The sequence below is a fragment of the Martelella radicis genome (assembly GCF_014196625.1).
GTDB classification, from domain to species: domain Bacteria; phylum Pseudomonadota; class Alphaproteobacteria; order Rhizobiales; family Rhizobiaceae; genus Martelella; species Martelella radicis.
Window position 1 is genome coordinate 618,445 of the sequence record NZ_JACIDZ010000001.1, and the last position, 23,997, is coordinate 642,441.

A 23,997-nucleotide genomic window follows, 5' to 3' on the forward strand; every position below is an offset into this window, starting at 1 on the left:
CTGAGCTCGCATCTTTCAAAGCCCCGGTTAAGTCAATGGACGTAAACTGCGGTCCCTGATCGCAGTTAGATATTTCGGGTTTGCTAAATCAGGCGAGCGCTTCCTTGACGGCTTCAATCTTGTGGCCCGGCGCCGGTTTCAAGGTATTTGGACGGCGATAGATGGCTTCGATGTCCATCTTCTTCATCAGCGCCAGATCAGCCATCGATGTTGCCCGAGGCAGATAGCAGACACTGCCACGACTGATGCCGAGAGCCCCCGCCTGACGGGAAATGAAAAGGGGATGTTTCCGGTCGATCTTCGCGTGAAGGTTTTTGACATCGACGGCAGGCGCCGTATCTTCCTTGCGTCCACCATCGAAGACGTTCATCGCTCCCTCGAGTATTTGATCTTTTCATTCATTGATCTGGTTGGCGTGGACGTCGAACTGCTGCGAAAGCCCAACCATGGTTTTCTCGCCCATGAGCCCTGCCAGGGCGACCTTCGCTTCGAACGCGGGGTTGTGGGTGCGGCGGGCTCTTCTTGTCATCGGCTGCTGTTGACGGCATGATGCCGAATTCCTGAGCTGGCAATCACTCATCTCAACTGTTCAATTTTCCCGAGCCACTTCAGTCTGCGCTGCGGTAGCCGCATCCGAGCAGTCTTCGATCACCCAGCAAACGACGGGGCCCACAGCGCCGGGCTGAATGTTGTAAAGCGCATCTGTCTCGGTCTTTTCACCGGGTGATACAGCCGATGCCACGCGAGGATCGCTCTGCACAGCCTGGGATTCAGCCGAGTGCGGTGGTGAACCTGGCCGCCCCCAGTAAACGGTCATCACGCCTGAATCGAAACTGATGTTGTAGTTCGGGTTCGAAAGCGTACCGAGCGAAATGTCATATTGCCCGAGCAGGGCCGATGCAGGCGCACCGTTGGAAGCCAGAGTGCCTGTAAGCACATCACCGGAGAAAAGCGAACCCGAACTAAAATAATAGGGAATCTGTGAAAGCGGCAAATCAACGCCATATGGTTTCTGGTACAAGGGGCCATCAAGCTGGATCGGATACGGGTTGACCATAAAGCTTGCGCCGGAATCGATCTGATCCGTGATCACGAAATAGGTCTGGCCACCGATATCGACGCGACCGAAATTGCTGCTTCCAAGGACAGTCGTTTGTGCCGTGCTCAATGACAAGGTCGTGACCGAGCTCGTGACATTTGCGGCCGCGGCAAAGATCAGCGGCTGTGAGAGCGTTACGGTACTGTCGCCATAGGTGGTGACCACATCCTGACCGAATATCCATGCCGTCTGATAAGGGCGGTAGAGCGTGGCGGTCTCGCCGTTGATCGGCTGAGCCCAGACCGGCATTGTCTGGTCCGACTGACTCTGACTTGCGCTGCCGGTAAAGTCCCAGCCGGCATTGATTGCGGTCCCGGTGAAATAATAGGGATCGGCAAACTGTGCACTGGTCATGCCCGTAACACCGCTGACGCCGGCGCCTGCATGGGGCTGACCGCTTGTGTCCGTGTTGTAGAATGAGGCTGTTATGGTGCCGTCGTTGTAGCCGGCAAAGCCACCAAGATCAAGCCCGTCAGACGGCGTTGCGCTCCCGCTCCATGACACGTTTCCGGTTGAAAACGCCCTGCTGACGGAAACACTGTTCGAGCCGATCAGCCCACCGAGCGAAACGCTTGCAGTCCCGTTCGTTCCAGTCACATTGCCAGTTGCATAGACGTCCGCGACCGAACCGCCGTTCGTATATCCGATCAGACCGCCCGCCATTGTCTGCGCGCCGGGAACAACCACGACGTTACCTGTTGCATAGGATGACGAGAGCGTACCATCGAGCTGGGCGCCGACCAGCCCGCCCGCATAGATCAGGTCGGCCCGCCCCGTTATGTTTCCGCCGGCGGAGGACGTGCTGATAATTCCTGTGTGCAGCCCGACAAGGCCGCCAACGCGTGAAGAATTGTAATTGTTTTTCGCCTCCAGCGTAACATTGGCAATCGAATTGCTGATCGTGCCATTGTTCATGCCGGCCAGACCGCCGAGATTGGAGTAGATGGCGTCACCATAGATGGATGCCGTTCCGGAAACGGTGACGCCTGTTATATCGCCTCTATCTTCATTGGTGCCGACAAGCAGTCCGGCGTAAGATCCGGTACTGTTGTCTGATCGCGCCGACACGCTGGCATTGACTAGGGAAAGATAGGAGATTGTGCCGGAATTCTGCCCGACAAGGCCGAAATTGCTGTCCGCGCCGGACGGAACCGCCAGTGTAAAGTTGGAAATCGTATGACCGAAACCGTTCAGCTTGCCGGTCAACTGCGCGATCAGCGGCGCTGTATAGGTCGTTCCGGACAGGTCGATATCCTGGACCAGATAATAGTCCTCTGCGGGTTCGGCATTGATTGCCTGCAGATCTGCAGCCGTGCGGATCAGGTGGTTCGAAGTGCGCTCGTTGACGGTAGCGCCGGTCCCCGTCATGGTGATCACTGCACCAGGCGACATCGTCATATTATCCAGGAACAGCCCTGCATACTCCCCTGTTCCCGTGATCATGCCTGCGATATTCACAGCACTCTCGGAAGAGATTTGAAAGACAGTATGTGTATCCCAGCTCAGGTTTCCGGCAATGGTTAGCGCGTTGTTCTCGTTATTAATGATGACGAGGCTGCCGGGATTATCGAGCTGGTTCAGATATTTGTTGACGACTGCCGTCGTCAGCAGGTGGGAGGCGCCTGCGGGCACGGTGTCGAGCAGAACGGACTGCGCGGTTGTGAAACTCATCAGCGAAGGAGCTTGAGAAGCGCCAAGATCAACCTCGCTTGCAAAGACCGGGCCGCGCGCTCCGGCGGCATAAAAACGGCCGCCGTTTCCATCACCCGCACCGCGAGCAGAGACCGTGCCGGAAAGCCCGACATAATCGTCTGACCACAACACGACCGTGCCGCCATTGCCGCCGTCAAGCGCGTCTGCCGTTATCATTGTGCCATCGGAGATCGTCAGTGTGGTTGCGCGCTGCAGGGCATTCGCATCGCTTTCATGACCGCCAAGACGAATGGTTCCGCCATTGCCGAACCCGGAGGCATCAAGAACAGCATCCTCGGCGGCAACCGTCGCGCCGGTGATTTCAATCACACCGCCTTCCTGCGTGGAGGGTGACGAGGTCGCCTTTTTCGCGCGCGTCGATACCTTGCCGCTGACCTGGACGCTGCCGCCCCTTCCGCCACCAAGCGTGATCTTGCCGTTGCGGCCGGACACCGAACGCGCCTCGGCAACGCCGGACATGTTGATCGCCTTTCGCGCCGCGTTCCGCGCGGTCGCCGCCCGCATGACGATCGTGCCGCCTTCGGTCGAGACCGTGCCGGAATTTTCGATCAGGGCTTCACCGTCGTCAACGAGCGAGGATGGCACGGAGACCTGCATGAAGCCGTCTCCCGACAGATCAAGCGTGATCGCTTCGCCCGCGCCGAGGCCTGCCTTGCCGAAGGGAACGGCGATCAGTCCATCATTGCGGACCTTGCCGCCGAGAAGCGCGGCATAACCGCCGTGGCCGACCGTAATCACCCCGCTGTTGGAAACAGTCGATGATGCGCCACTGCCGGAAAAGTTCAGGCTACCGCTCATGAAATCGCTGTCAGCGATGCCGAGCGTGGAGGCAACGAACCCGCCGCCGGTGCTCACCACTCCAGTCGGCGTGATCGCTATGCCGTTGGGATTGACCAGAAAGACCTCTCCATTGGCCGAAAGGGTCCCGGCTATGCTCGACGGCGTGCTGCCCGTCACCCGGTTCAATATGGCTGAACCTGAACCGGGCTGATGAAATTTGACGCTGTTGCCCGCGCCGATATTGAAACTGCCCCAGTTAACGATCGCCCGGTCAGAGGTCTGCGTGATCGTCATGCTGTTGCCGCTTGAGGTGACGCCGACCTGGCCTGCAGCGACCCCGGCGCCGGAGGGCAAATCGTCTGCGGCAAGCGCCGGCACGGAAAAAAGGGCGGAGGAGACAAGCAACCAGGGCAATCGCGATCTGAGCGTATCCTTCGCTTCCAAAGATCGGTGGTTAGCCGGCGAATAGCCAAAAGATCGCATCATCGAAACTCCCCTCATGCCGTCCCGGCGCCCAACCGGTCGCAGACCGTGACAGTCGCGACATCATTTCGATTAGCTTCTGCCACCAGATTGATATTCGGCAATTTAAGCTGTGCAACGCGCCGTCGCCAGTTAAAAATCGTTAAGTAAAACTTACAATGTCCGAAATGACTGTCATGGCGCAGTATCGCCTTTTGGTTGTATTCGCGCAGGAGAACCTACGGCTTTCATTGGAGAACTTCGTGCGGCGGAACGAAGTCATACCGGCAAAAACGGCTATGAACGCAATATTCGCTCTTGTTGCATTGGTAAAATTTGGCTTAATTGGCAAAAAGCAAATGATGGCGCCCGCATGGCTGGATCGCCGCCAACGAGGGACGGCTTCCACCTATTTCACGCCGATCATGACAGTAATGATGCCCCAAAATCCTTTGAGGACGATTCTCGCACTTCCCCTGGCAATCTTCTGCGCCGGCGCCTTCGCCGCCCCCGGTCTGGCCCAGACTGCCGGCCAGCTTGTCGCCCCGACCTATGCACCGTCCGTCACGCCGGCGCCGGGCGGCGGACTGAACCTTCCGGCCTCCACCGGTATCGAGGCGCCTGCGGGGGCGGAGGATCTTTACGTTACCCCTTCCGGTCTCGACGTTGAGGGTGGACTGCCTGCTCTTGCCGGCGAAACGGCGAAAATCGAAGCACAATTCACAGACAAGAGAGTGAGCGCAGCCGACCTGTTTGCGGCGGCCAAGGCGCTCGAGGCAGCCTATGCGCGCGCCGGTTACATTCTCGTGCGCGTATCCCTTCCCCCACAGACCATTGAGGATGGCCAGGCGTTGCGGCTCGTCGTGACGGATGGCTATGTCGATCAGGTGACAAGTACGTCGCTTCCCTTGAATGTTCAAAAACGGGTGGGCCGGGTCACCGCGCCGCTTGTCGGCCGGAAGAGCCTCACGAAAGCAGAACTTGAACGCCGCCTTTTGCTGGCTGGCGACACGCCTGGCCTCGATATGAAATCCACGCTTTCGCCGGGCAAATTACCAGGCGCGACAACATTGACGCTTTCCGGGCGCTACAATCCGGTGACGGGTTATTTTGGCGTCAACAATGACATGACAGAGGCGCTCGGCGACTACAGCATCAGTGCCGGCGTCAACTTCAATAACCTCCTCGGTCTCGGCGAGGTCGGCTATCTGCGTTTGGGCGGCTGGCCCGGCTTTGCCGACGACCACATCCTCGACGACTACCCGAAAAACCGCCAGCTCGTCGCCGGCTTCACCTTGCCGATCGGCATCGAAGGCTACTGGCTGAACGTGGAGGGCGTGGACAGCAAGTCGCTTTCCGATAATGACCAGCCTTACGATACGCCCGACCATTTTCAGCGGCTTTCGATCAATCTCGGTTATGACTGGTTGCGCAGCCGTTCCGTCAACGCCACCACCATCGTCAGCTATGATCTCATCGACGAGGAACAGCGCTTTCAGTTGCCCGATTTCGATGTCGCGCTCAGCTCCGACCGTTTACGGGTACTGCGTCTGACCCAGACCCTTGATGCTCTGACCGAATACGGTGCACGTTTTTCCGGCAATGCGACCTTTTCCGCGGGGCTGAATGCCTTCGGCGCGCGCGAAAGCAGTGACAACCTGCCGATGACGCGCGATGGCGCGCGACCGGATTTTCGCAAACTGGTTGCCGAGGGCAGTTATGCGCAGACCTTCAATGATCAGTTCGCGTTCTCGCTTTCGCTGATCGGACAGACCTCTTTCGGGGATGCTTTGCCCTCCTCGGAACAACTGAGCCTTGGCGGCGCGCGTTGGGTGTCCGCATTTGCCGCGGGAGAGCTGGAAGCCGACACCGGCGCCGGTTTGCGTGCCGAGGTCGCATTGCCCACAACATTTCGGCCTTTTGCCAGCAATCGAGGCGTTGCTTTTGCGGCCTCGCCATATCTTTTTGCCGCTGGAAGCGTAAGCCAGCTGGAAAACGCGACCCTCCTGGAGGAACCGGTTATCCGCGCCGGCGCATTCGGGATCGGACTGAAACTTCTTGCCGCCGAAAATGACAGTCCCTATTCCGGCAATCTGACGATCGAGTATGCCCATGGCGGCAAGAGCAGCGGCGACGCCGCGAACCGGTTTAACGTCTCCTTCTTGTCCCGGTTTTAGGTTGGCGGCCCGTTCCTTCCCTGCACGAAGTGCGAATGACCGTCGAGGGCGGGAAATGGTTTCGGCGCGATCGGTGATCAGCTTTCAAAAGCGCCAGCCGACACGCCCAGTGACCGTCTGGGCGACGGTATCGCGATTGCCCTCAAGCTCATACTGGACGCGCATCTCAAAGCCGCCATCGGCAACATATTCGAAGCCGAGCGCGCCCTGGCCGACCCAGTCCTGGCCATCATAGATCGTGTTGAAGCTCGATCCACGGTTGGAAGACCCCCTGAACCGCGTATCCTGAGCGATGTCGCGGTCGTGCCACCAGCTCACACTGGCCTTGGCGAAGGGCCGAAGCGTGCCGCCGTCAAGATCGACGCGCGCACCCCACTCAAGCCCCGGACGGATGCCGATCGCCACATCGTCAACACTTCCCAGATCTGCAGCATAGGCGCTGCCGCCCTTCTCCGAATAGCCAGGCACATGGGTGTAGATCGTATCGAAGTCGAGATGCGGTTTCAGATAGGAGCTGCCGAGATCGGCATAGTAGGCCGCCCTCAGACGGCCGACGAAGACATGAGCCTCGGGTTGCGAGGGAATGATATCTCCATTGCCTCCGACGATTGTCGGGCTGAGATAGCGCGTCTGGTCGATATCGCTGAAGATATAGCTGCCCGATGCGGCAAGTTCGAACGCACCGTCAATGCGCTTCTTGACGACGAGGCCAAGGCCGTAGTCGTCCGTGCTGGAGGAAAAGCTGCCATTCGAAGCATGTGTGCTGCTCTGCCCGAACACCGCGGACCCGCCCACGAACCAGTCGTTCTCGAGCGCCTTTTGGCCGCCGAAGCGCAAGGCGGTGGTATCTGTCTCATAGCCCGGCGCACCATTTGACGAAAACGTCCTGATGCTTCCACCCGTCACCTTGCCCCAGACACAGCTTTCCTCCGTGAGGAAGGCTGTTTCGCCGGTAAAGACCGGGCAGGAATGAAGGGAATCGGCAAGCCTGACGACCTTGCCGGATTGCTCGGCTGCGACCCGGACCGCGCCCTGCGGCGAAAGCGAGGTCAGCATTTGCGCATAGCCTTCGGTATCGCCTGCCGCGACATTGGCGAGCGCCACCATGGAAGAGCCGAGATTGCCGATATCGCCGCTCTGCCATTCCTGCTGGTAGTAGGACGCAAGTGACTGCGCCGTGCCCGAAAGGCCAACCCCGGCGGGATCGAAATCGAGGCTTTCGGCAGCGAGCAGCGCGCTCGGCAGCCCCTGATAGGAGCCCGACGACAGCACGTAGTCGACGACGAAGCTGTCCGTGACGGAAAGTGCGGCAACAGACGGCGCAACCGGTGTGCCGCTGACGCTGAAGATCGCGGCGCCGGGAAGCGGCTGCGACGGATCGCGGGTTTGCGGCAGGGCAACGACCGTAGGCGCAACCGTACCGGCAAGAGAGACCGCAGCCCCTTCCGTCTGCATCCGGATCCAGTCCATCTGCCCATCGGCAAGGTCCACATCGACCGAAAGCGTGCCGGAGGCCTGCTGGGTGAAGTTCGAGACATAGAAATTCGAGAACCCGACCGTTCCAGGCCCCGCAACATTGATCGTCCCGCTATTTACGAACGTATCGGCAGTGCTGTTCACACCGCTTCCCGTCGGCACGGGATTGGCGATATCGCCTTCTGTCTGGTTCGCCGCAAAGATTGTCTTCCAGAACTGGGTGCGGCCGTTGACCGGCGGTCCGCTCACCGGATAGACGCTGTTGGCGTAGTCTGTGTCGTTGTCGATGACGATCCACTCGCCGGCATTCAGCGTTCCGGAATTCTCGAAGCGGTTCTGCCCGACACCGAGATCGACATTGCCGCTGACCGTGCCCGCATTGGAAAGCGTCGTCAGGTTCGCGCCGGAGGTCGAAACACTGCCATTCGCCTGCCATGCGAGCCCGGTATACGCAGCAGCGACGGCGAAACCGTTTTCGCCCGCTGAAACCGTACCGCCCTTGACATTGATCGTGTTCGCCATGCCGCCGGCAATGGCAATGCCCGCGCCTGCCGGGCCACTGCCGCCCGTCACATCGCCGTTGACCGTGACGGCAATCTTCGGAAGATCATCCGCAGAAACCGAAAGCGGACCGTTGCTGAGCGCCTCGGCATAAATGCCGACAGATCCCGTGCCGGTCGCCTTGACCGTTCCTTCAAGGTCGATCGTCACGTCGCCGGCAACAGCAGCCTCGCCATCGCCGGACGTTGCCAGAAGCGCATTGAATACGCTGAAGACGCCAGCATATGTCCCCGCGGAACCGCCGAGGCCGCCAGCAGACTGGGCGAAAATGCCATGGGCGCCGTAGCCGGTGGTGGTAATCGCTACCGGTCCGCCATTCGTCTTGATCACCACATCGCCGCCCGTGCCGCCTGCAGCGGGAGAACCATAGAGTTCGAGCGGCGAAACGACCGTCGCAACCCCAGTATCGATTCCGCCGATATGCCCGCCACCGCCGCCGACAGACTGGGCCAGAACGCCAACGGCGCCGGTTCCGCCAGTCGTAATGTCGCCGCCGAGCGTCACCTTGACGTCACCGCCCGTACCGCCGTTTCCACCGCTCGGTCCATAGGTCAGGTCGCCGCCCGAAAGCGTCGCTCCGTGGCCGATAGCACCGACACCGCCGCCGCCGCCAACGGACTGGGCGAAAATGCCGGAGGCTTCATCACCCTTCGTGATCAGCGTCCCCGTGTTCTCGATCGAGACCGATCCGCCGTTGCCGCCGGATCCGCCCGAGCCGCCAAGGGTGACAGATACACCCGAAAAGACCTCGCCGCCCGCGCTGGCTCCGTCATTTTCAGGCGTTCCTGGCTGGGCGTAGAGCGGCCCTCCGGCATTTTCCGGCAGATCGCTTTCCACAAAGGCCTGACCATCGAGATAGGAATAGCCGCCGCCGCCGCCGATGGACTGGGCTGCGAGCGCATGGCTTTGCGTGCCGGATGTGGTGATGCTGCCCTTGTTGGTGATGGCGGCTTCGCCGCCGCTCCCGCTGGCTCCGCCATCGCCGCCATTGCGGAACTCGAGCGCGTGGATCGGCAGCAGCGACTTTTCATCCGCAGCCACACCACCCAGGCCGCCGCCGCCGCCGATGGACTGGGCAAGAATACCGAAAGAGTGATTGCCCGCAGTGCCGATCGTGCCGGAGTTCGTTACCGAGGCTTTGCCGCCATCGCCGCCATCGCCGCCGCTTGCGCCGATGATCACAGTGCCCCCGGCCGATGAACCACCGCCGGATGCTGCGCCGCCCGCACCGCCGCCGCCGCCGACGGACTGGGCGAGAATACCTGCCGCAATCGCGCCCTTGGTTGTGATCGCGCCATGGTTCTTCACAATCGTCGTGCCGCCTGCCCCGCCTTTTCCGGCGGAACCGCCGAGTGCGATATCAAAGGTGATCGTGCTGGACGGCCCCTTGACGGAACTGCGGCCCTTCCACCAGTTTTCGAGCCTGGTCCAGTATTTGATGATGCTCTTGGGCGCCTTGGCAATGTTCGCCGAGCCAAGCGAATTCGCGGCCGTGGCGCTGCCGCCGGTTCCGCCCCCGCCGCCGACCGATTGGGCGAGAATGCCCGTACTGCCATGCCCCTTGGTGGTGATCGAGGCCCCTTCCTCGCTCGTGACGGCCACAGCGCCGCCAGCGCCGCCATCACCGCCGGAACCGCCGAGGCTGAAGCTCACCTGCATCTTGGCCGCAGTCGCATTTGATGTCGCGCCTCCGCCGAGCCCCCCGCCACCGCCAACCGACTGCGCGAGAATACCCCGCGAGTTCGATCCGTCCGTGGAAATCGCGCCTGTGCTGGTGACGGTTACCGCTCCGCCTGCGCCGCCACCGCCGCCCCTGCCGCCGAGTGTCACGGCAGACGATGCGCTGGCCCCGGCCACGATCGTAACCCATTGCGGCGCGTAGGCCGCGCCCGCGCCACCCGTGCCACCACCGCCGCCGACAGACTGGGCGATGACCGCATCGGAGGAATTGCCGTGGGTCGTGATGGAACCATCATTGGTGAGCTTGACCGCGCCACCTGCACCGCCGCCGCCCGCATTTCCGGCAAGGCTGACGCTGACTGCGCCGTTCTTGCCCTGAGCCGCATCGGTCGAGAGCGAACTGAGGATCGTCGTTGCCGAGGTCGCCTGGGAGTTGCCGCCAAGACCGCCGCCACCGCCGATCGACTGCAAAAGCGCACCGTAGGACTGATCGCCGTGGGTCGTGACCTTGCCCTTGTTGGTGACGGTCACCGCACCGCCATCGCCACCACCGTCGCCTGTGCCGGCAACGGCAACGCTGGCGGAAATGGAGACCTTGTCGCTGAGGCCCGCCACCGGTGTTTCGGAAAACGCCGTTGCCGCTCCGCCGGAGCCGCCGCCACCGCCGACCGAGGCAGCATAGATACCGAGCGCATCATCATCATTGGTGATGATGGAGGCGAGATTGGTGACGTTGGTCGTACTGCCCGCTCCACCCTTGCCGCCATTGCCGCCGATCGAGACCGAAACGGCAAGGCTTACGCCCTGGATCGGAATGCCGAAGGCTGCACCGGTTGCCCCGCCCCCATCACCACCGCCGCCGCCGACCGAAAGCGCGTTGATACCATAGGCACCCACCCCCCATGTCTCGATTGTTGAACTGGCGGCCTCGGCTGCGACAGCACTGTTCAGAACGGTCGGCGAGACCGTGACCGCCCCGCCATTACCGCCATCGCCGCCGCTGCCGCCGATCGTCACCGTCAAAAAGCCGTTTTCGGCGAAGGAGCCGCCGCCCGCACCGCCGCCGCCGCCAATCGACTGGGCGATGACGGCGTGCGCATTGCTGCCATTGGTGGTGATGCTGCCAATGGGTGCGATCCGGACGGCGCCGCCCGCACCACCGCCGCTGCCGGCACCGCCACCGGCATAGAACGCACCGCCCGCGGAACCGCCGCTGCCGGTAGTTCCGAGCTGGGAGCCGAGAACGAGCCCGCCGCCACCGCCGACGCTGAATCCTGCCAGCCCGATGGCGCCAGCACCATCGGTCGTCACCTTGCCCGTACTGGAGATCGTGACGGCGCCGCCATTGCCCGATCCGCCTGCATTGCCGCCGATCGAAACGAGCGCAGAGGACGATCCGCCATTGCCGCCGCCGCCGCCGACAGACTGCCCGAGGATTGCGAGCCCGCCTGCGCCGCTTGTCTTTATCGATGATCCTGACTTTGTCGTCACCGTGATGGCGCCGCCAGCGGCACCTGCGCCTCCGGTGCCCGCATCGGCATAAAAGGGATCGATCGAGCCTGCGCCGGCGCCGCCGGTACCGGCATAGGAATGCGCGACGATCCCGAGCGAGTCATCCCCTTCGGTAACGATCATGCCGGAAAGGGTGACCCCGATTGTTCCCCCCGCCCCGGACGCGCCGCCATCACCGCCATCGCCGAGGCTGCCGCCGGACCCGCCCGCGCCGCCCGCGCCGCCATTGGCAGAGGCGTAGAGGCCGGCGGCGCTTTTGCCGGTGGTCTTGAGGGAAATATTCTCGCCCAGATTGATCGTGACAGATTGCGCCGCGCCGCCATTGCCGCCGTTCTGTTCCGTGCCGCCACGGCCACCATCACCGCCGGTGGCATCGACCCAGAGCGCCGGCGCGTTTTCGCCGGAGGTTTCGATATGGGCGGACCGGCCCGTAAACGTGATCGTGCCACCCGCACCGCCATTGCCTCCAACTGCCTCGGTACCGAACGGCTCACCCTCGTTCTGGCCCGCGCCGGCGTTTCCACCCGCAGCGGAGATATGCACCGCGCCGGCGTTAGCGCCTGCCGACGAGATTACCGGCTGCATCCCGCCCGCGCCGGCATCAAGCGTCAGTGACAATTTTCCGCCTGCGCCGCCGGCGCCGGAGCCATTGGGATCGTCCCAGAAAGCCCCTGTCGCGCCGCCATTGCCTCCCTGCCCGCCATTGCCGTTCACCGAAATCGCGGATGTTCCGCCGCCCGTTGCCGCAAGCGTGGCGCCTGAGGTGATCGTCGCGCTGCCGCCAGCGCCGCCCGGCGCACCTGAAACATCGGGCGTGTCGTCAAAACCGCCGGACATGCCGGCACCGCCACCCTTGCCGCCTGAGACATCCACCTGAACGGGCGCCGTGCCGGAGGGTTGGCTGTTGATCGTACCCGTAACATCGACGGTCACCACCGCACCGTTTCCGCCGGGAGGAAGCGGATCGGGCGGACTGCCGGAATAATCGGGATAGTTTGTGCCGCCGCCCTGGTAATTGAGCGGTGCGTTCGCGCCGTCATTGCTCACAGTGTCGGAAGACCAGGCCGGAGCCACGAGAAGCGGACTGAGGAGGGTTGAGGCGAGAAGAAGTCGCGAAAGGCGTGCGCTACCCTTTCTGGCTGGGCTCTTGTCAAAGCCGCTTCTCACGGGAGTTTCTACAGCGCGCGTCTTGGTCTTCATAATGTCTTGTCCCCTCGTCATGCCCCCATGACCAGGCAGCAGGATAGTTTAGGCATTTCCAGAAGACAATTGAACAAAGTCAACAATTTCAACACCCTATACGTGCACTCCTGCCAAAAATCGCGTCAGGAAAGAGGATGAAAAGCCCTGACGGCCGCCATCGATCCTGTTGCCGCATCAGCCCGACGCAAGCGCATTCCTGAATGCCGCGTGCAATCGACCTTGCAGAACGTGAAGAAACTGCCGTGTCGCAGCAGAGCGAAACGGGGTTGGCGGGAAGACAGCATAGATGCCGCCGGATATCAGCGTGAAATCGGGCAGGAGGCGGACCAGACTGCCATCGCGCAACGCATCGTTGACGAGAAAATCCGGCAGGATCGCAAAGCCGCCGCCGGCCATCGCGCACGCTTTGATCCCCATCGCCGTGTTGGCCCGGATCGCTGGGGTCAGCGCCACATTCCGCGCCGGTTCGCCCGCGCCCTGAAACAGCCAGCGGTCCGCATCGGTCAGGGCACGGTTGGCAATGAAGGGGAGCGCGATCAGGTCATCCGGCACGGACGGCCGGTCGAGGCTCTCCATCAATGTCGGCGCAGCGACGGCGAATTGCTGAAAGTCCGCAAGCTTCCGCGCGATATTTGCCGAATCCTTGAGCCAGCCGACACGAAAGGCGATGTCGAACCGGTTCTCGACCGGGTCCAGACGGGCATCGGTGAAATTCAGATCAACACTGACCTGAGGATAGCGGCGGGCGAACGCGGCGGTCGCCTCGGATACAAAGGCAACGCCGAAATCCAGGGGCGCAGTCACGCGCAATTCACCGGTCGGAACCTCGTTGCCCTGCTGCGCGCCCCTGTATGCCTCCTCAATCTGCATCAGGGCGGCGCGGGCGCTCTCATAAAAGGCCGCTCCCCGCTCCGTCAGCTTCAGGTGCCGCGAATTGCGGATCACCAGCGCGGTGCCAAGCTCGGCCTCGAGAAGCTGCAACTGCTTGCTGACGACTGCCTTGGTGATGTTCAGCCGTTCGGCTGCGGCCGTGATCGTGCCAGCTTCCGCGATAGCGGTGAAATATTGCAGCCGGGTGAAATTCCGCATGATCGTATCCTTTCGACTGACACACAGTCAAAATATACGCCCTTTGGCAAACATTCGTCACCGCTTATCTGTACGCCACAAAGAAAACGCCGGAGACGACCGCATGCCGCATTTTACCTATATCTACGATACCTATTGTGGCTGGTGCTACGGTGGCGAGCCCGTGATCACCGCCCTGGTCAACAGCGGCGCCGAGGTGAAGGTCCTTCACCGGCACCTGTTCCAGGGCGCCAACGCCCACCGGATGGGCGACGGCTTCGGCCGGATGGCAATGCAGTATGATCGCCGCATCGCATCACTTTCCGGCCAGGAATTCAGCGATGCCTATGCGCGGAACATTCTGCAAGCTCCGGACGAAGTGCTGGAGTCCGGCCTGACCGCAAAGGCGGCGGCACTGGTTCACGGTCGCGGCGCGAAGGCCGAAATGGCGCTCGCCGCCCGGCTGCAGCGGGAACGCTTCGTCAACGGCCGCTCGGCAGCCGACAAAGCCGTTATCGAGGCGGCTCTCGCGGAGGTGGGGGTAACCTCCGACCTGGACGGGGCAGAAGATCAGGCCCGCGCGATCTGTGAGGAGGCCGCATCACTTCTGGCGCGTTACGGCTTGTCGGGCGTACCCGCCCTGCTCCGTCATGATGCCAGCGGCACGCAGATCATCAATATCGGCGATTTCTATCAATCTCCCGAACGCATCGCAGCGCTTGCTGCCTGAAATAAGGAAAAGACAATGAAACTTCTCGTCATCGGCGCCACCGGCATGGTCGGCTCGCGCATTGTGAATGAAGCGCTCTCCCGCGGCCATGACGTGGTGGCCGCAACCCGCAATCCCGACAGGATCGAGGCTCGTGCGGGCCTCACCGCCGAAGCACTGGACGTTACGGAGGTCAAAAGGCTGAGCGAACTTGCGGCCGGCGTCGACACGGTGATCTCGGCCACCAGCCCGCGCAGCAGCGGCAAGCCGGAGGAAGAAGCCGTGTCCTACGCCACGGCCCTGGTTGCGGCGCTTGGCGAGACCCGCCTGGTCATGGTCGGCGGCGCAGGTTCTCTGAACCTGCCCGACGGCACACCGGTCGCCGATGTCGTGCCGGATGCCTATGCCGCCGAGGCCCGCGCCATGCGCTCTGCCTATAAACGCATCAAGGCCTCGGATCTCGACTATACGGTTCAGGCACCGGCGGGCGAGATCGCGCCCGGAGAACGGACCGGAAGTTTCCGCCTGCAAACGGATGTCCTGCTCTCCGACGCCGAAGGCAATAGCCGTATCAGCGCCGAGGACTACGCCGTCGCGCTGCTCGATGAGGTCGAACACCCGCAGTTCCGCCGCCAGCTCTTCACCGCTGCCTATTGAAATCGGTCAGATCCTTGAGCGTGGCTTGCCTTTGACGTCCACGCTCTACATTTCACCAAGAAAGGGAGATGAAACATGATCACGCGCAGAGAGACTTTGAAATTATCACTGGCGGCATCGGCTCTCGCAATGGCCGGACGCCGTGCCTTTGCTGCCGGAGCGCCGCTCGACTGGCAGGTGTTTCAGGCCGGACAGGCAGGCTTTCGCCGCACACCGGTATTGGTGAGCGGCGCGACCGAAGCGATCCTGCTCGATGGCGGCTTCACCCTGTCGGATGGCCGCGCCCTCGCCCAGGCGATCAGAGATACCGGCAAGACGCTGACGACCATTTATGTCAGTTGCAGCGATCCCGATTATTACTTCGGCCTGGGCCCCGTCGTTGAGGCTTTTCCGGAGGCAAAGGTGATCGCCAGGACGGTGACCGTCGAAGCCATCAACGGCAATGTGGAGAGCAAACTCGCAACATGGGGACCGATGCTCAAGGACAATGGTCCGCAGAGCCTCGCCGAGGTGGTCATCCCCACGCCGTCGGACCAGCCATCGCTCGAGCTGGAGGGGCAGACGATCGAAATCGCCGAGATTTCGGCAATGCATGACCGCCGCTATCTCTGGGTGCCGTCGCTCGAAGCTGTCTTTGGCGGCGTGCTGGTATTTTCCGGCGTCCATGTCTGGGTGGCGGATTCGGCTGCGCCAGAACAGCGCGCGGCCTGGGTTGCTGCGCTCGACGAAATCATTGCGCGTCAGCCTAAGATCGTCGTTCCCGGCCACAAGACGGAAGAGGCGCCCGGTGGCGTCGAGGCCGCGATCTTTACCCGCGACTACCTTCTGGCCTTCGATGAAGAGCTGGAGAAGGCCGCCGATAGCGCCGCCCTGATTGCCGCCATGACAACGCGCTACCCGGATCTGGCAGATGCAAGCTCCCTCGAACTCGGCGCGAAGGTCGCGACCGGTGAAATGAAATGGGGCTGACCTGAGGCGACCCCGGCCAGCCGGGATTCGGGCCGGCCGTTTTCTTTCTGCCTTCGCTCGATACGCGCGCTTCCGTGAGAAACCCGGAATGAGAACAGCGGCCCCGCAGGAGGACAAGCGCCTGCGGGGCCGCTGCTGATTCCAGCCGCCGCGCCTAGCAGCACCGGTCAGGCTCGGCCCAACGCAGACCGACCTCCACCCCCGCTCGGGCGACACCCTCCTGCGGGTCTCAAGCCTGCGTTCAAAGTGACCGACTTTTGCTACGCCCCGTGGCGGGTTTTTACGCCGCCGTTGACACTTATAGAAAGAATGACAGAATCGCCGTCTTCTCAGAGCGTGACTGTCTGCAATGCGCGCCCATTTCGGTCGGTCAGCTGCTCTCGGCCCGATCCCTAAAGCAGCCGGCTTCGGTCTTCCAGGGCGTTTGGCGCGAACGTGCGCACAGAGTTAGCGGCCGAGGCTCCAAACGTCGGGTGGCTCACCTGGCCTTTTGATCAAGGGAAGCATCAGTCGTCGTTGCCCGATGACTTGGCACTATACATTTTGGGGGTCGGTTCATTTGCATCACCAGCTGTTAGTGGTTGACCTACTATAAAATGAGGATCTGAGCATGACCCAAAAGCCATTCTACGAAGATCCAGCCGGAAATCAGACGCCGGAAGAAATAGAAGCATTCCTTCGGTCAAGGGTCGTTGGTGATGAGGTTGCGATTCACAACCCCCAAGGCGGCCCAGGACTCTTGAGTATCGAGTTGGCTAGGGTTACAGAGGTTCGTCCGCGCGGGCGGCTTTGGACGGACAAATTCGCTTCTTTCGGAGACAATCGCTGGTTCATGAAATCCGGCAAGAATTGTGGCGCGCCAACTGGACAATCGCGGCTGGTTATGCCGACAAAAGAGGTAAGGCGGTATGCAACAGAGCACCGGTTCGCTCTTGATTTCCGGCCATTTTCATAAGAGCTCGCTCAAGAGATTCCTGAGGATTCGGAGGGCGTGTTCAAGAGATCATCCTGATCTGGCGATATCCCGATATTGAGATCAGCCTGCTCTCTGGAAGAATTGTTGCTCGCAGCGTAAGCGCCGCCCCAACAGAATTGCTGCGAGACCTTCCGAGCGATTATTCTGGGAGCGTGGCACGCAGCAAGGACGAAAATCGACCATCTGAAGGATTCTGAATTGGGCACCGCTCGCGCTAGGATCGAAAGCCTGAAAATCGCGCGCTGCGGACATTGGGTTGGAGGACGTTGCTCGCATGTTGCCGCGAAGGGCCGGTTTGAGGAAGCTGCGGCGTAGCGGTGGCCAGCATTGTGAATGTCCGGAAAGGGCCGACTGCGGACTGGCGGCTTTCTTCGTTGAAAGAGATACAGCTGACTAAATTTCCGCGCGCAGGCCGGTAGCTGCCAGCGCCCGGACAGCGGCCAAGCCGCAGGTTCACCGCAATGCCAACGTCGAATTAGTTCTTAGTACCGATGGTCGTTGAAACGTCTGATTCGCGGCGAAAGCAGTGCGGCAGCAATCTGAGCACTGCAGAAGTCCATTGGGGTACGGCCCCGCCGAAACGGAGCCGCGTATTTTTAGATCTCTGTGTGCTCTGCCAACTCGAGGGCATCCTCGATGTCCACACCAAGGTATCGAACCGTGTTTTCGATCTTGCTGTGACCGAGCAGAATCTGGACTGCACGAAGATTGCCGGTCGCCTTGTAGATCATCGCCGCTTTGGTTCGGCGGAGTGAATGAGTACCGTAGTCTTCCCGCCGTAAGCCGATTGCTGTCACCCATTCATCGACCAACCATGCATATTGCCGGGTGCTCAAGTGACCGGCAGGATCGACCCGACTGGGGAAAGCGTAGTCGTTAACAGTTCCACCTCTTCGCTCCAACCAGGCGAGCAAGCTCGCTCTCACGTCCGCTGTGATCTCAAACTGAACCGGGCGACCCGTTTTCTGCTGAACCACCATGGCGCGGGTCCGGATCGACGGCCCCGAAACCAGCGTACCGATCTTGATCTTGACGAGATCACAGCCTCGAAGCTTGCTGTCTATGGCGAGATCAAACAGGGCGCGATCACGCATTCGCCCTTCGCGATCGAGAAAGAAGCGGATTGCCCAGATCTGGCGCTGCTTCAGGGGTTTCTTAACACCGACCATTCGTCCGGCGTTCCATGCAGGCCTGCCGCAAGCGGCAGGATCGTACTTTGCGATACCCATGTCGATACTCCTTCGGCCACCATTGGCCGTCAGGAGGATAGGCGAACATGGCAAAGCCAAAGGACCCGAATGCGGAATGGCCGCGCATGATCGCCTTTTTGAAAGGCGGTATCTTGGGCGTGCTCAGCGCTACCCTGCTTCCGTAGCAAAGGCAAAGGAAGGCCTGCCCCAGGGAGCCATTGTGAAGTAGACTGGTCTTATGGTCTGCGTGCTTGGAGAGGGAGTGAGGCGGATATGGTATTTCGGATAAAGCGGATTGAGTGCTCTGCGCTGGCGGCGAGCATGATTGCCGTCCTGCTTTATGCTGGCGTGACGCTGGCACAGATGCCTGGCGACGGGCTCGTTGAGCATGACACTCCTGCCGTTACTGAGGATGCCGTACCGTCCGTAGGAGAAGAAGAGGCTGAAACGGAGGAGGCGAAAGAGGCGCGGCCGCTCAGTCTTCTTGATCGGACCGAACAGCAGATTGTTGGCGGTGTCCTGCCGGAGAGCACACTGAAAACGCTACGTGCCTCGCTGGCGCGCCAACGTGCCGCAGCCTTTGAGGTGATCGAGAGCGGCAGCGTGATTGTCCGTTCACTTGAGGCGGAGCTTTCAGCCCTGGGGCCTGTCCCAGACGACGGCTCAACCGAACCTGCCGCTATCGCAGAAGAGCGGGCACAATTGCGCGAAGCGCTGGCCGTTGCCAGAACGCCGATCATCGACGCTCGACAGAACTTCGAACGTAGCGAGGTGCTGATCCATGAAGTGGACCGGATATTGCGGGAACGGGGTTTCAACTCGCTGCTCCAGCGCCTGCCCACACCACTCAACCCCTTGAACTGGAACACGAGCGTCAACGAATTGACGACCTTGGTTATCGCACAGTCGATGGCACTCAGCGAAGCCCTTGGCGACCGCGAGGAGCGGGTCCCCTTGCCGATTTTGATCGGATTGTTCCTGCTCGGACTGATCGTCACCTATCTCGTTCACCCCTATGCGGTGAAAAAGGCAACGCAGTTTCTGGAACGTGGTCACACGGGCGTGCTGAAAGCCGGCACGTTGACGACAATTCATATTATCCGGTTCGTTCTACCAATTGTCGGCGGACTCATCATTGCAAGCCCATTTGCCATCGTCGGGATGGAAATTTCGTCACCGACCACGACCCAGATCGCCCTGGCGGTGCCTGTTGTCATCGCCTTTTCCTTCTGGATTGGCCATGTCGCCTTTTCGCCGAACTATCCGCAGGCCGCAATCGTCAGGCGGCGCGATGAACTTGCGCGCCGAGGCCTATGGGTGACGCATTCGCTTGGCTGGGCGATCGCTCTGGTTAGCGCCATCAACCTGCTGCAACTCACCGGCATATTATCGCCCACACTGGAGAGCCTTCTTCTGTCGCTCGCCGTTGTCTGGGCGGCAGCCTGCTTTTTCGGTCTTGCTCAGATCATCGGCACCACCAACGCCGAAGAGGCGACCACAGCAGAGATGCCGACCTATCAGCGAGCCGCACAGGCCGGCGCCTTTGCTATCCGTCTCATTGCCATCATCGCCGCAGTTTCGGTTGCCATCGGCTATGCAGGTATTGCTAGACATGCGGTGACATCACTGGCGCTGACGCTGGCATTGCTGGTGATACTGGTGGCCATTCACCGGTTGGGCATGGGCATTCCGGCCCGCGTGCTGAAGCATGATCTTTCTGCGTCAGAAAAGGGTATGACCGCTCTCATCCCCGTGGTGCTGGCTTGCATTCTTGGCATCGTCGCCATACCGCTTCTGGCGATGACCTGGGGGGTACGCCAGACCGATATAGGCGAGCTTTGGATGCTGATCCTGACCGGGTTCGATGTCGGTGGCATCCGGCTTTCGCTGATGTCGCTCATCATGCTGATCGGCGTGTTCGCCATCGGTGTCTTTGTCACGCACTGGGTGCAGATTGCGGTGCAGACAAGCGTGATGCCGCGCACGAATGCAGATGCCGGTGTGCGGGCGGCGGTTGTTACATTCGTCGGATATCTGGGAGTCTTTCTCTCGGCGCTGTTTGCCGCAGGCGCTGCCGGCTTCAACCTTTCCAATCTCGCCATTGTAGCCGGTGCGCTTTCGGTCGGCATCGGCTTCGGTTTGCAGGCGATTGTCGCCAATTTCCTGTCGGGAATCATTCTTCTGATCGAAAGGCCGATCAAGGAGGGAGACTGGGTGGAAGTCAGCGGCTATTCGGGGCTGGTCCAGAAGATTTCAGTCCGTTCGACGCGCCTGCAGACCTTTGACCGCCATGATGTCATCATTCCCAATTCCGACCTTATCGCCGGAACGGTGAAGAACATGACGCTCGGCACCAGGCTTGGCCGGGTCATCGTACCTGTCTCTGTGGCCTACGGAACGGACACGCAGAAGGTCAAGGCGCTGCTATTGGAGATGGCGGTCGACCATCCGCTTGTGCTGAGCTATCCCGAGCCGGTGGTTCTGTTCCGCTCCCTTGGAGAGAGCAGCCTCGATTTCGACATGCGCTTCTTCATCAATGATGTCTTTGACACGCTTGGCGTTCAGTCAGACATGCTTTTCACCATCACCGAGCGGTTCACGCAGGAAGGCATCAGCATTCCGTTCCCGCAGCGCGATGTCCACATCACAATGGATGAGGCGTTGCGCGACCAACTGCGCGGAGACAAGGAATAGATCAATCCGCCCCGCGCTTGATCGTCAGCTGAAAGTCGGCTGAGCCCGTCTCCTTGGCCTGACCCAGAAGGAATACGCGGATTTCATATCGACCGTCCTGATCGAGCGTCCCCTTGTAGCCCTGCTCGCCGCCCCACGTGCTGAAGATCGCTTCGGGATTGCCATAGTGAAGCAGGTTGAAATTGGCAGAAGGCGTCGAAGCCTCGATGGCGATGTCGATCATATCACCCTTTGCGGCTTCGAAGACATAAGAACGCGCATCGCTTTTGACGATCCGGTCCTCGATCACCGCCGTTCCATCGGCACTGAAAGCGACAGGCTGAGGATCAAGGCCCAGTTGCTCGGGCGTCACAATACTGGCCTGGTCGTTCATGCCGTCATCGCCGTATTCCTGCCGGGCGTCAGTGCCCGCACCGACCCAACTGGCAATGTGATAGTTTTTCGCCTTGGTTGCTTCGCTGCAGCTATTGTCGAAGCGGCGCGTCGGATCATTGAAAAAGGCAACGGCCATGTCGCCAACGCATTTCTGGAAGATGAGCGCGCCGTGGCCTGCTTCGTGAATCAGAAATGACTGGCCATTCGCCAACGGTTCCACCGCATCGGCGGCCCAGCTTTGCGCCGTCTGCACATCCCAGGTGCTGCCAAAGGAGAGTGTGGGCACCTCGCTTGTGACCGGCTCGTGAAATCCGCTCTGCGGCAGCTTCTCGAAGAGATCGCAATTTGCATAGAGGCCGGCAGCAGTCGAAACTGCAACCCAGGTCAGCTCGGGATAGGCAAGATTGTCGATGACCTCCTGATAGCCGGCCGGGGAGTTATAGGGCATGTCCTCCTGACAGGCGTAAATCAGAAGGTCGACGCCGGTGATGAACTCACCAGTATATTTGAAGCTATCGGTCGAGATTGCTGCAAAGGTCGCTTCGACCTCGCTCTCCGACATCGCTGAAATCAATGCCTCCAGCCGTTCCAGCGTGGCGCCCTCGAAATAGCGCTCAACGAACGTACGCAGCAATTGCTTGTCTGGTGCCTCGGTTTGCAGGCTTACATAATCCGTTGCCATGGTGGAGATCAGCGCTCTGTCGCCCTTCACCATCGGTATGGTTGCCTCGGTTAACTCCTGATCGAAAAGGGCGGCCAACGGACCGTTGATTGTTTCATCATGCACGGAATCCTTCAGATCATGAATGATGTCCCGGAGCGCTCGGAGCGCGCGTTGCTGAATCACGATGTCTGATACCGCGCTCTCGGCAAGCGCCTGCTGGCTGTCCGACAGCTTTTCTGCAGCAGCGGCGACATGGCCTTCACCTAGAACTGGCAGGACAAAGCCATTCTTGAACAGCAACTCGACGGTTGGCGTCGGGCCACCGTTATTCAGTTCATAAAAATAGGCCGGAAGATAGGGCGTGATGCTGGGCGTGCGATATGACTGATTTCGGGTGACGAGAGGCGCCATGATCTGGTCGACGTCGAGCTTGGTGTCATCGATGATGAGCTCGCCCGCCGCTGCTTTTCCAAGAACCTCGCCGATAACGCGATCAAGTTCAGGATAAGCCGCGTTGCAGGCCTCGTTCTCTGCACAGTCATTCGCCAGGCTGACCAAAGCCTCGTCGATTGGCGTCGCGATTGTATCGTAAAGCTTGACGACCGGCGAAGCGACACCATCGATCACGGCAGCACGCAGGCCCTCCGGTGCAGACCGCATCACTTCAAGCGTCAGCTTGGTGCCATAGGAGATGCCGTAAAGATTATAGCTGTCATAGCCCAAAGTATTCAAAATGGCCGGAACATCCCGGGCATTCTGGACCGTATTGTATTTTGCAATATCGATCTCAGCCGCTTCCAGCTCGGAAAGACAGGCGGCCAATTGTTCATCCACTTCGCCGTCGGCCGCAGACATGATGTCCGGATCCACTTCACCATCCGGAGCAAGGGCAATATCGAGGAAGTTCTCGTTGATGGCATTGAAGCAGGTGACCGACTGGCTCGACAAACCCGCCGCCCGTTGGTCCCACATGACGACGTCACGGGTCTGGCGGAAGGGGTCGAACACCTGCGCCACGCCCTCAAGCGATTCCAGAGTGCCAGCTCCAGGTCCGCCGTGAAGATAGACCACCGGATCCGGTTCCGGGACGCTTGAGTGCGATTTCAGGACCGTAAAGAACAGACCGATGTGCTTGCCGTCCGGCGTATCATGATCTTCGGGAACGGAAACCAGACCGCAAACAATCGTCTTTCCCTCTATTTCCTCCATGCCGATCGGTCGAGGGCAAGCCTTGATCTGCACCGGAACCAGGGGATCGACACCGCCGCTCGCGACTGCGGGAAAAGCATCATCTATCGCGCTCGGCGCAGAAAGAGCGGCGAGCAAAGCCGCCATTTGTGTGAAATCCAGCATTGACCCCTCCAGGCTGCAGTAAGTAGCTTTTATTCTTGGTCAATCGGCGAATCTGCAGCTTGCCTGATTGAAGCTTTTGTAACCTTATCATCGGTTCGGCGTTTTCCTCTCAAGCTGAGAGTTTCACCTGGTCTTGCCTCAGAATCGCACCGTTCCGCTGCCGATTTCCAAGCCACCATAGGTGGCGCTTTTCGGTGCGCCGTCACCATCGTAAAGCACGGTCGCATTGCCGCCCTGACCGCCTGTGCAGGACAGAGCACGAAGCTCGCTGCCGTTTGGTTCTGCATCGGTGTAGATCGCAGAGCAAAATGCGCCGTCCGCGGTTATGCCAAGGGCGTAGCTTCCATCCGCACGTTCCCTGATGAACCCGCTGGCCGTGCCCCCGCTGCTATTCGGGCCAATCCCGCTTGAACTATGCCCAGAGCAGGCGGTCGCGAACAGCAATAGCGGTATCGTAAGTGCAGATCTTTTCATACCGACACACCCCATCGGACTAGCTTTGATCTTCGGAAACCGAAAATGGATGCCATTAAAGCAGAACGAGAAGTAAGGTTCGCATGATATCCCGGTTACGCCAAGCAAAACATTGGTGAGTTCATTCTGGCCGATATGCCAGAAATGCTTCTCCCGATGCATATGTCGTATTCCAAGGCCCCGGGTACCGCCCCTCTCGCCGTAC

The 23,997-nt window shown here is 60.5% G+C and carries 11 protein-coding genes and 1 pseudogene; 5 read left to right on the forward strand and 7 right to left on the reverse strand.

The genetic code is table 11. The annotated features are described in order from the left end of the window. Positions 1-7 precede the first annotated feature (7 nt). Together GGR30_RS23290 and GGR30_RS02805 are read right to left on the reverse strand one after the other, a co-directional pair. Positions 8-529, reverse strand: a pseudogene (locus GGR30_RS23290) (hypothetical protein); the annotation flags it as partial. Between the two features lie 60 nt (positions 530-589). Continuing rightward, positions 590-4,078: a two-partner secretion domain-containing protein gene (locus tag GGR30_RS02805; protein ID WP_183482269.1), complete on the reverse strand. Its 3,489-nt coding sequence runs from the start codon at positions 4,076-4,078 to the stop codon at positions 590-592. 155 nt (positions 4,079-4,233) lie between these two features. Between GGR30_RS02805 and GGR30_RS02810 the strand changes: the two genes are divergently transcribed. Further along, entirely contained in the window at positions 4,234-6,231 is a 1,998-nt protein-coding gene (locus tag GGR30_RS02810) for a ShlB/FhaC/HecB family hemolysin secretion/activation protein (protein ID WP_183482272.1), read from the forward strand. A gap of 84 nt (positions 6,232-6,315) precedes the next feature. On the opposite strand, the gene GGR30_RS02815 is transcribed toward GGR30_RS02810, so the two are convergent. Further along, entirely contained in the window at positions 6,316-12,627 is a 6,312-nt protein-coding gene (locus GGR30_RS02815) for an autotransporter outer membrane beta-barrel domain-containing protein (protein WP_183482275.1), read from the reverse strand. A 210-nt stretch (positions 12,628-12,837) separates the two neighbouring features. Then, positions 12,838-13,752 (reverse strand): LysR family transcriptional regulator, encoded by a 915-nt coding sequence (locus tag GGR30_RS02820; protein WP_183482277.1) that lies wholly within the window; start codon positions 13,750-13,752, stop codon positions 12,838-12,840. On the opposite strand from GGR30_RS02820, the gene GGR30_RS02825 reads away from it, so the two are divergent. From GGR30_RS02825 to GGR30_RS02835, 3 genes are all read left to right on the forward strand, one after another. Next, positions 13,649-14,461, forward strand: coding sequence for a DsbA family protein (locus tag GGR30_RS02825; protein WP_246413508.1), 813 nt, complete (start codon positions 13,649-13,651; stop codon positions 14,459-14,461). The genes GGR30_RS02820 and GGR30_RS02825 overlap by 104 nt on opposite strands. 15 nt (positions 14,462-14,476) lie before the next feature. Continuing rightward, positions 14,477-15,097: an NAD(P)-dependent oxidoreductase gene (locus tag GGR30_RS02830; protein WP_183482283.1), complete on the forward strand. Its 621-nt coding sequence runs from the start codon at positions 14,477-14,479 to the stop codon at positions 15,095-15,097. Positions 15,098-15,172: 75 nt separating this feature from the next. After that, complete coding sequence (locus GGR30_RS02835; RefSeq protein ID WP_183482286.1) at positions 15,173-16,066, forward strand: MBL fold metallo-hydrolase; 894 nt, start codon at positions 15,173-15,175, stop codon at positions 16,064-16,066. A 1,572-nt stretch (positions 16,067-17,638) separates the two neighbouring features. Here GGR30_RS02835 and GGR30_RS02840 read toward each other — a convergent pair. After that, a complete protein-coding gene (locus tag GGR30_RS02840) occupies positions 17,639-18,271 on the reverse strand; it encodes a tyrosine-type recombinase/integrase (protein ID WP_183482289.1) in 633 nt (210 codons plus the stop codon). A 234-nt stretch (positions 18,272-18,505) separates the two neighbouring features. On the opposite strand from GGR30_RS02840, the gene GGR30_RS02845 reads away from it, so the two are divergent. Continuing rightward, on the forward strand, positions 18,506-20,926 hold the full coding sequence (locus tag GGR30_RS02845; RefSeq protein WP_183482292.1) for a DUF3772 domain-containing protein: 2,421 nt from the start codon (positions 18,506-18,508) through the stop codon (positions 20,924-20,926). Between the two features lies 1 nt (position 20,927). Here the strand turns inward: GGR30_RS02845 and GGR30_RS02850 are convergent, their stop codons facing one another. Both GGR30_RS02850 and GGR30_RS02855 read right to left on the reverse strand, forming a co-directional pair. Further along, positions 20,928-23,318: an alpha/beta hydrolase gene (locus GGR30_RS02850; protein ID WP_183482295.1), complete on the reverse strand. Its 2,391-nt coding sequence runs from the start codon at positions 23,316-23,318 to the stop codon at positions 20,928-20,930. A gap of 138 nt (positions 23,319-23,456) precedes the next feature. Beyond that, positions 23,457-23,954 (reverse strand): hypothetical protein, encoded by a 498-nt coding sequence (locus tag GGR30_RS02855; protein WP_183482298.1) that lies wholly within the window; start codon positions 23,952-23,954, stop codon positions 23,457-23,459. Positions 23,955-23,997 lie beyond the last annotated feature (43 nt).

Excerpts from the sequence above, each read along its gene's own strand:
- GGR30_RS02805 (WP_183482269.1), bottom strand. The coding sequence starts at position 4,078 with ATGATGCGATCTTTTGGCTATTCGCCGGCTAACCACCGATCTTTGGAA.
- GGR30_RS02850 (WP_183482295.1), bottom strand. The coding sequence starts at position 23,318 with ATGCTGGATTTCACACAAATGGCGGCTTTGCTCGCCGCTCTTTCTGCG.
- GGR30_RS02810 (WP_183482272.1), top strand. The coding sequence starts at position 4,234 with ATGTCCGAAATGACTGTCATGGCGCAGTATCGCCTTTTGGTTGTATTC.
- GGR30_RS02820 (WP_183482277.1), bottom strand. The coding sequence starts at position 13,752 with ATGCGGAATTTCACCCGGCTGCAATATTTCACCGCTATCGCGGAAGCT.
- GGR30_RS02855 (WP_183482298.1), bottom strand. The coding sequence starts at position 23,954 with ATGCATCGGGAGAAGCATTTCTGGCATATCGGCCAGAATGAACTCACC.
- GGR30_RS02845 (WP_183482292.1), top strand. The coding sequence starts at position 18,506 with ATGGTATTTCGGATAAAGCGGATTGAGTGCTCTGCGCTGGCGGCGAGC.
- GGR30_RS02840 (WP_183482289.1), bottom strand. The coding sequence starts at position 18,271 with ATGGGTATCGCAAAGTACGATCCTGCCGCTTGCGGCAGGCCTGCATGG.
- GGR30_RS02830 (WP_183482283.1), top strand. The coding sequence starts at position 14,477 with ATGAAACTTCTCGTCATCGGCGCCACCGGCATGGTCGGCTCGCGCATT.
- GGR30_RS02835 (WP_183482286.1), top strand. The coding sequence starts at position 15,173 with ATGATCACGCGCAGAGAGACTTTGAAATTATCACTGGCGGCATCGGCT.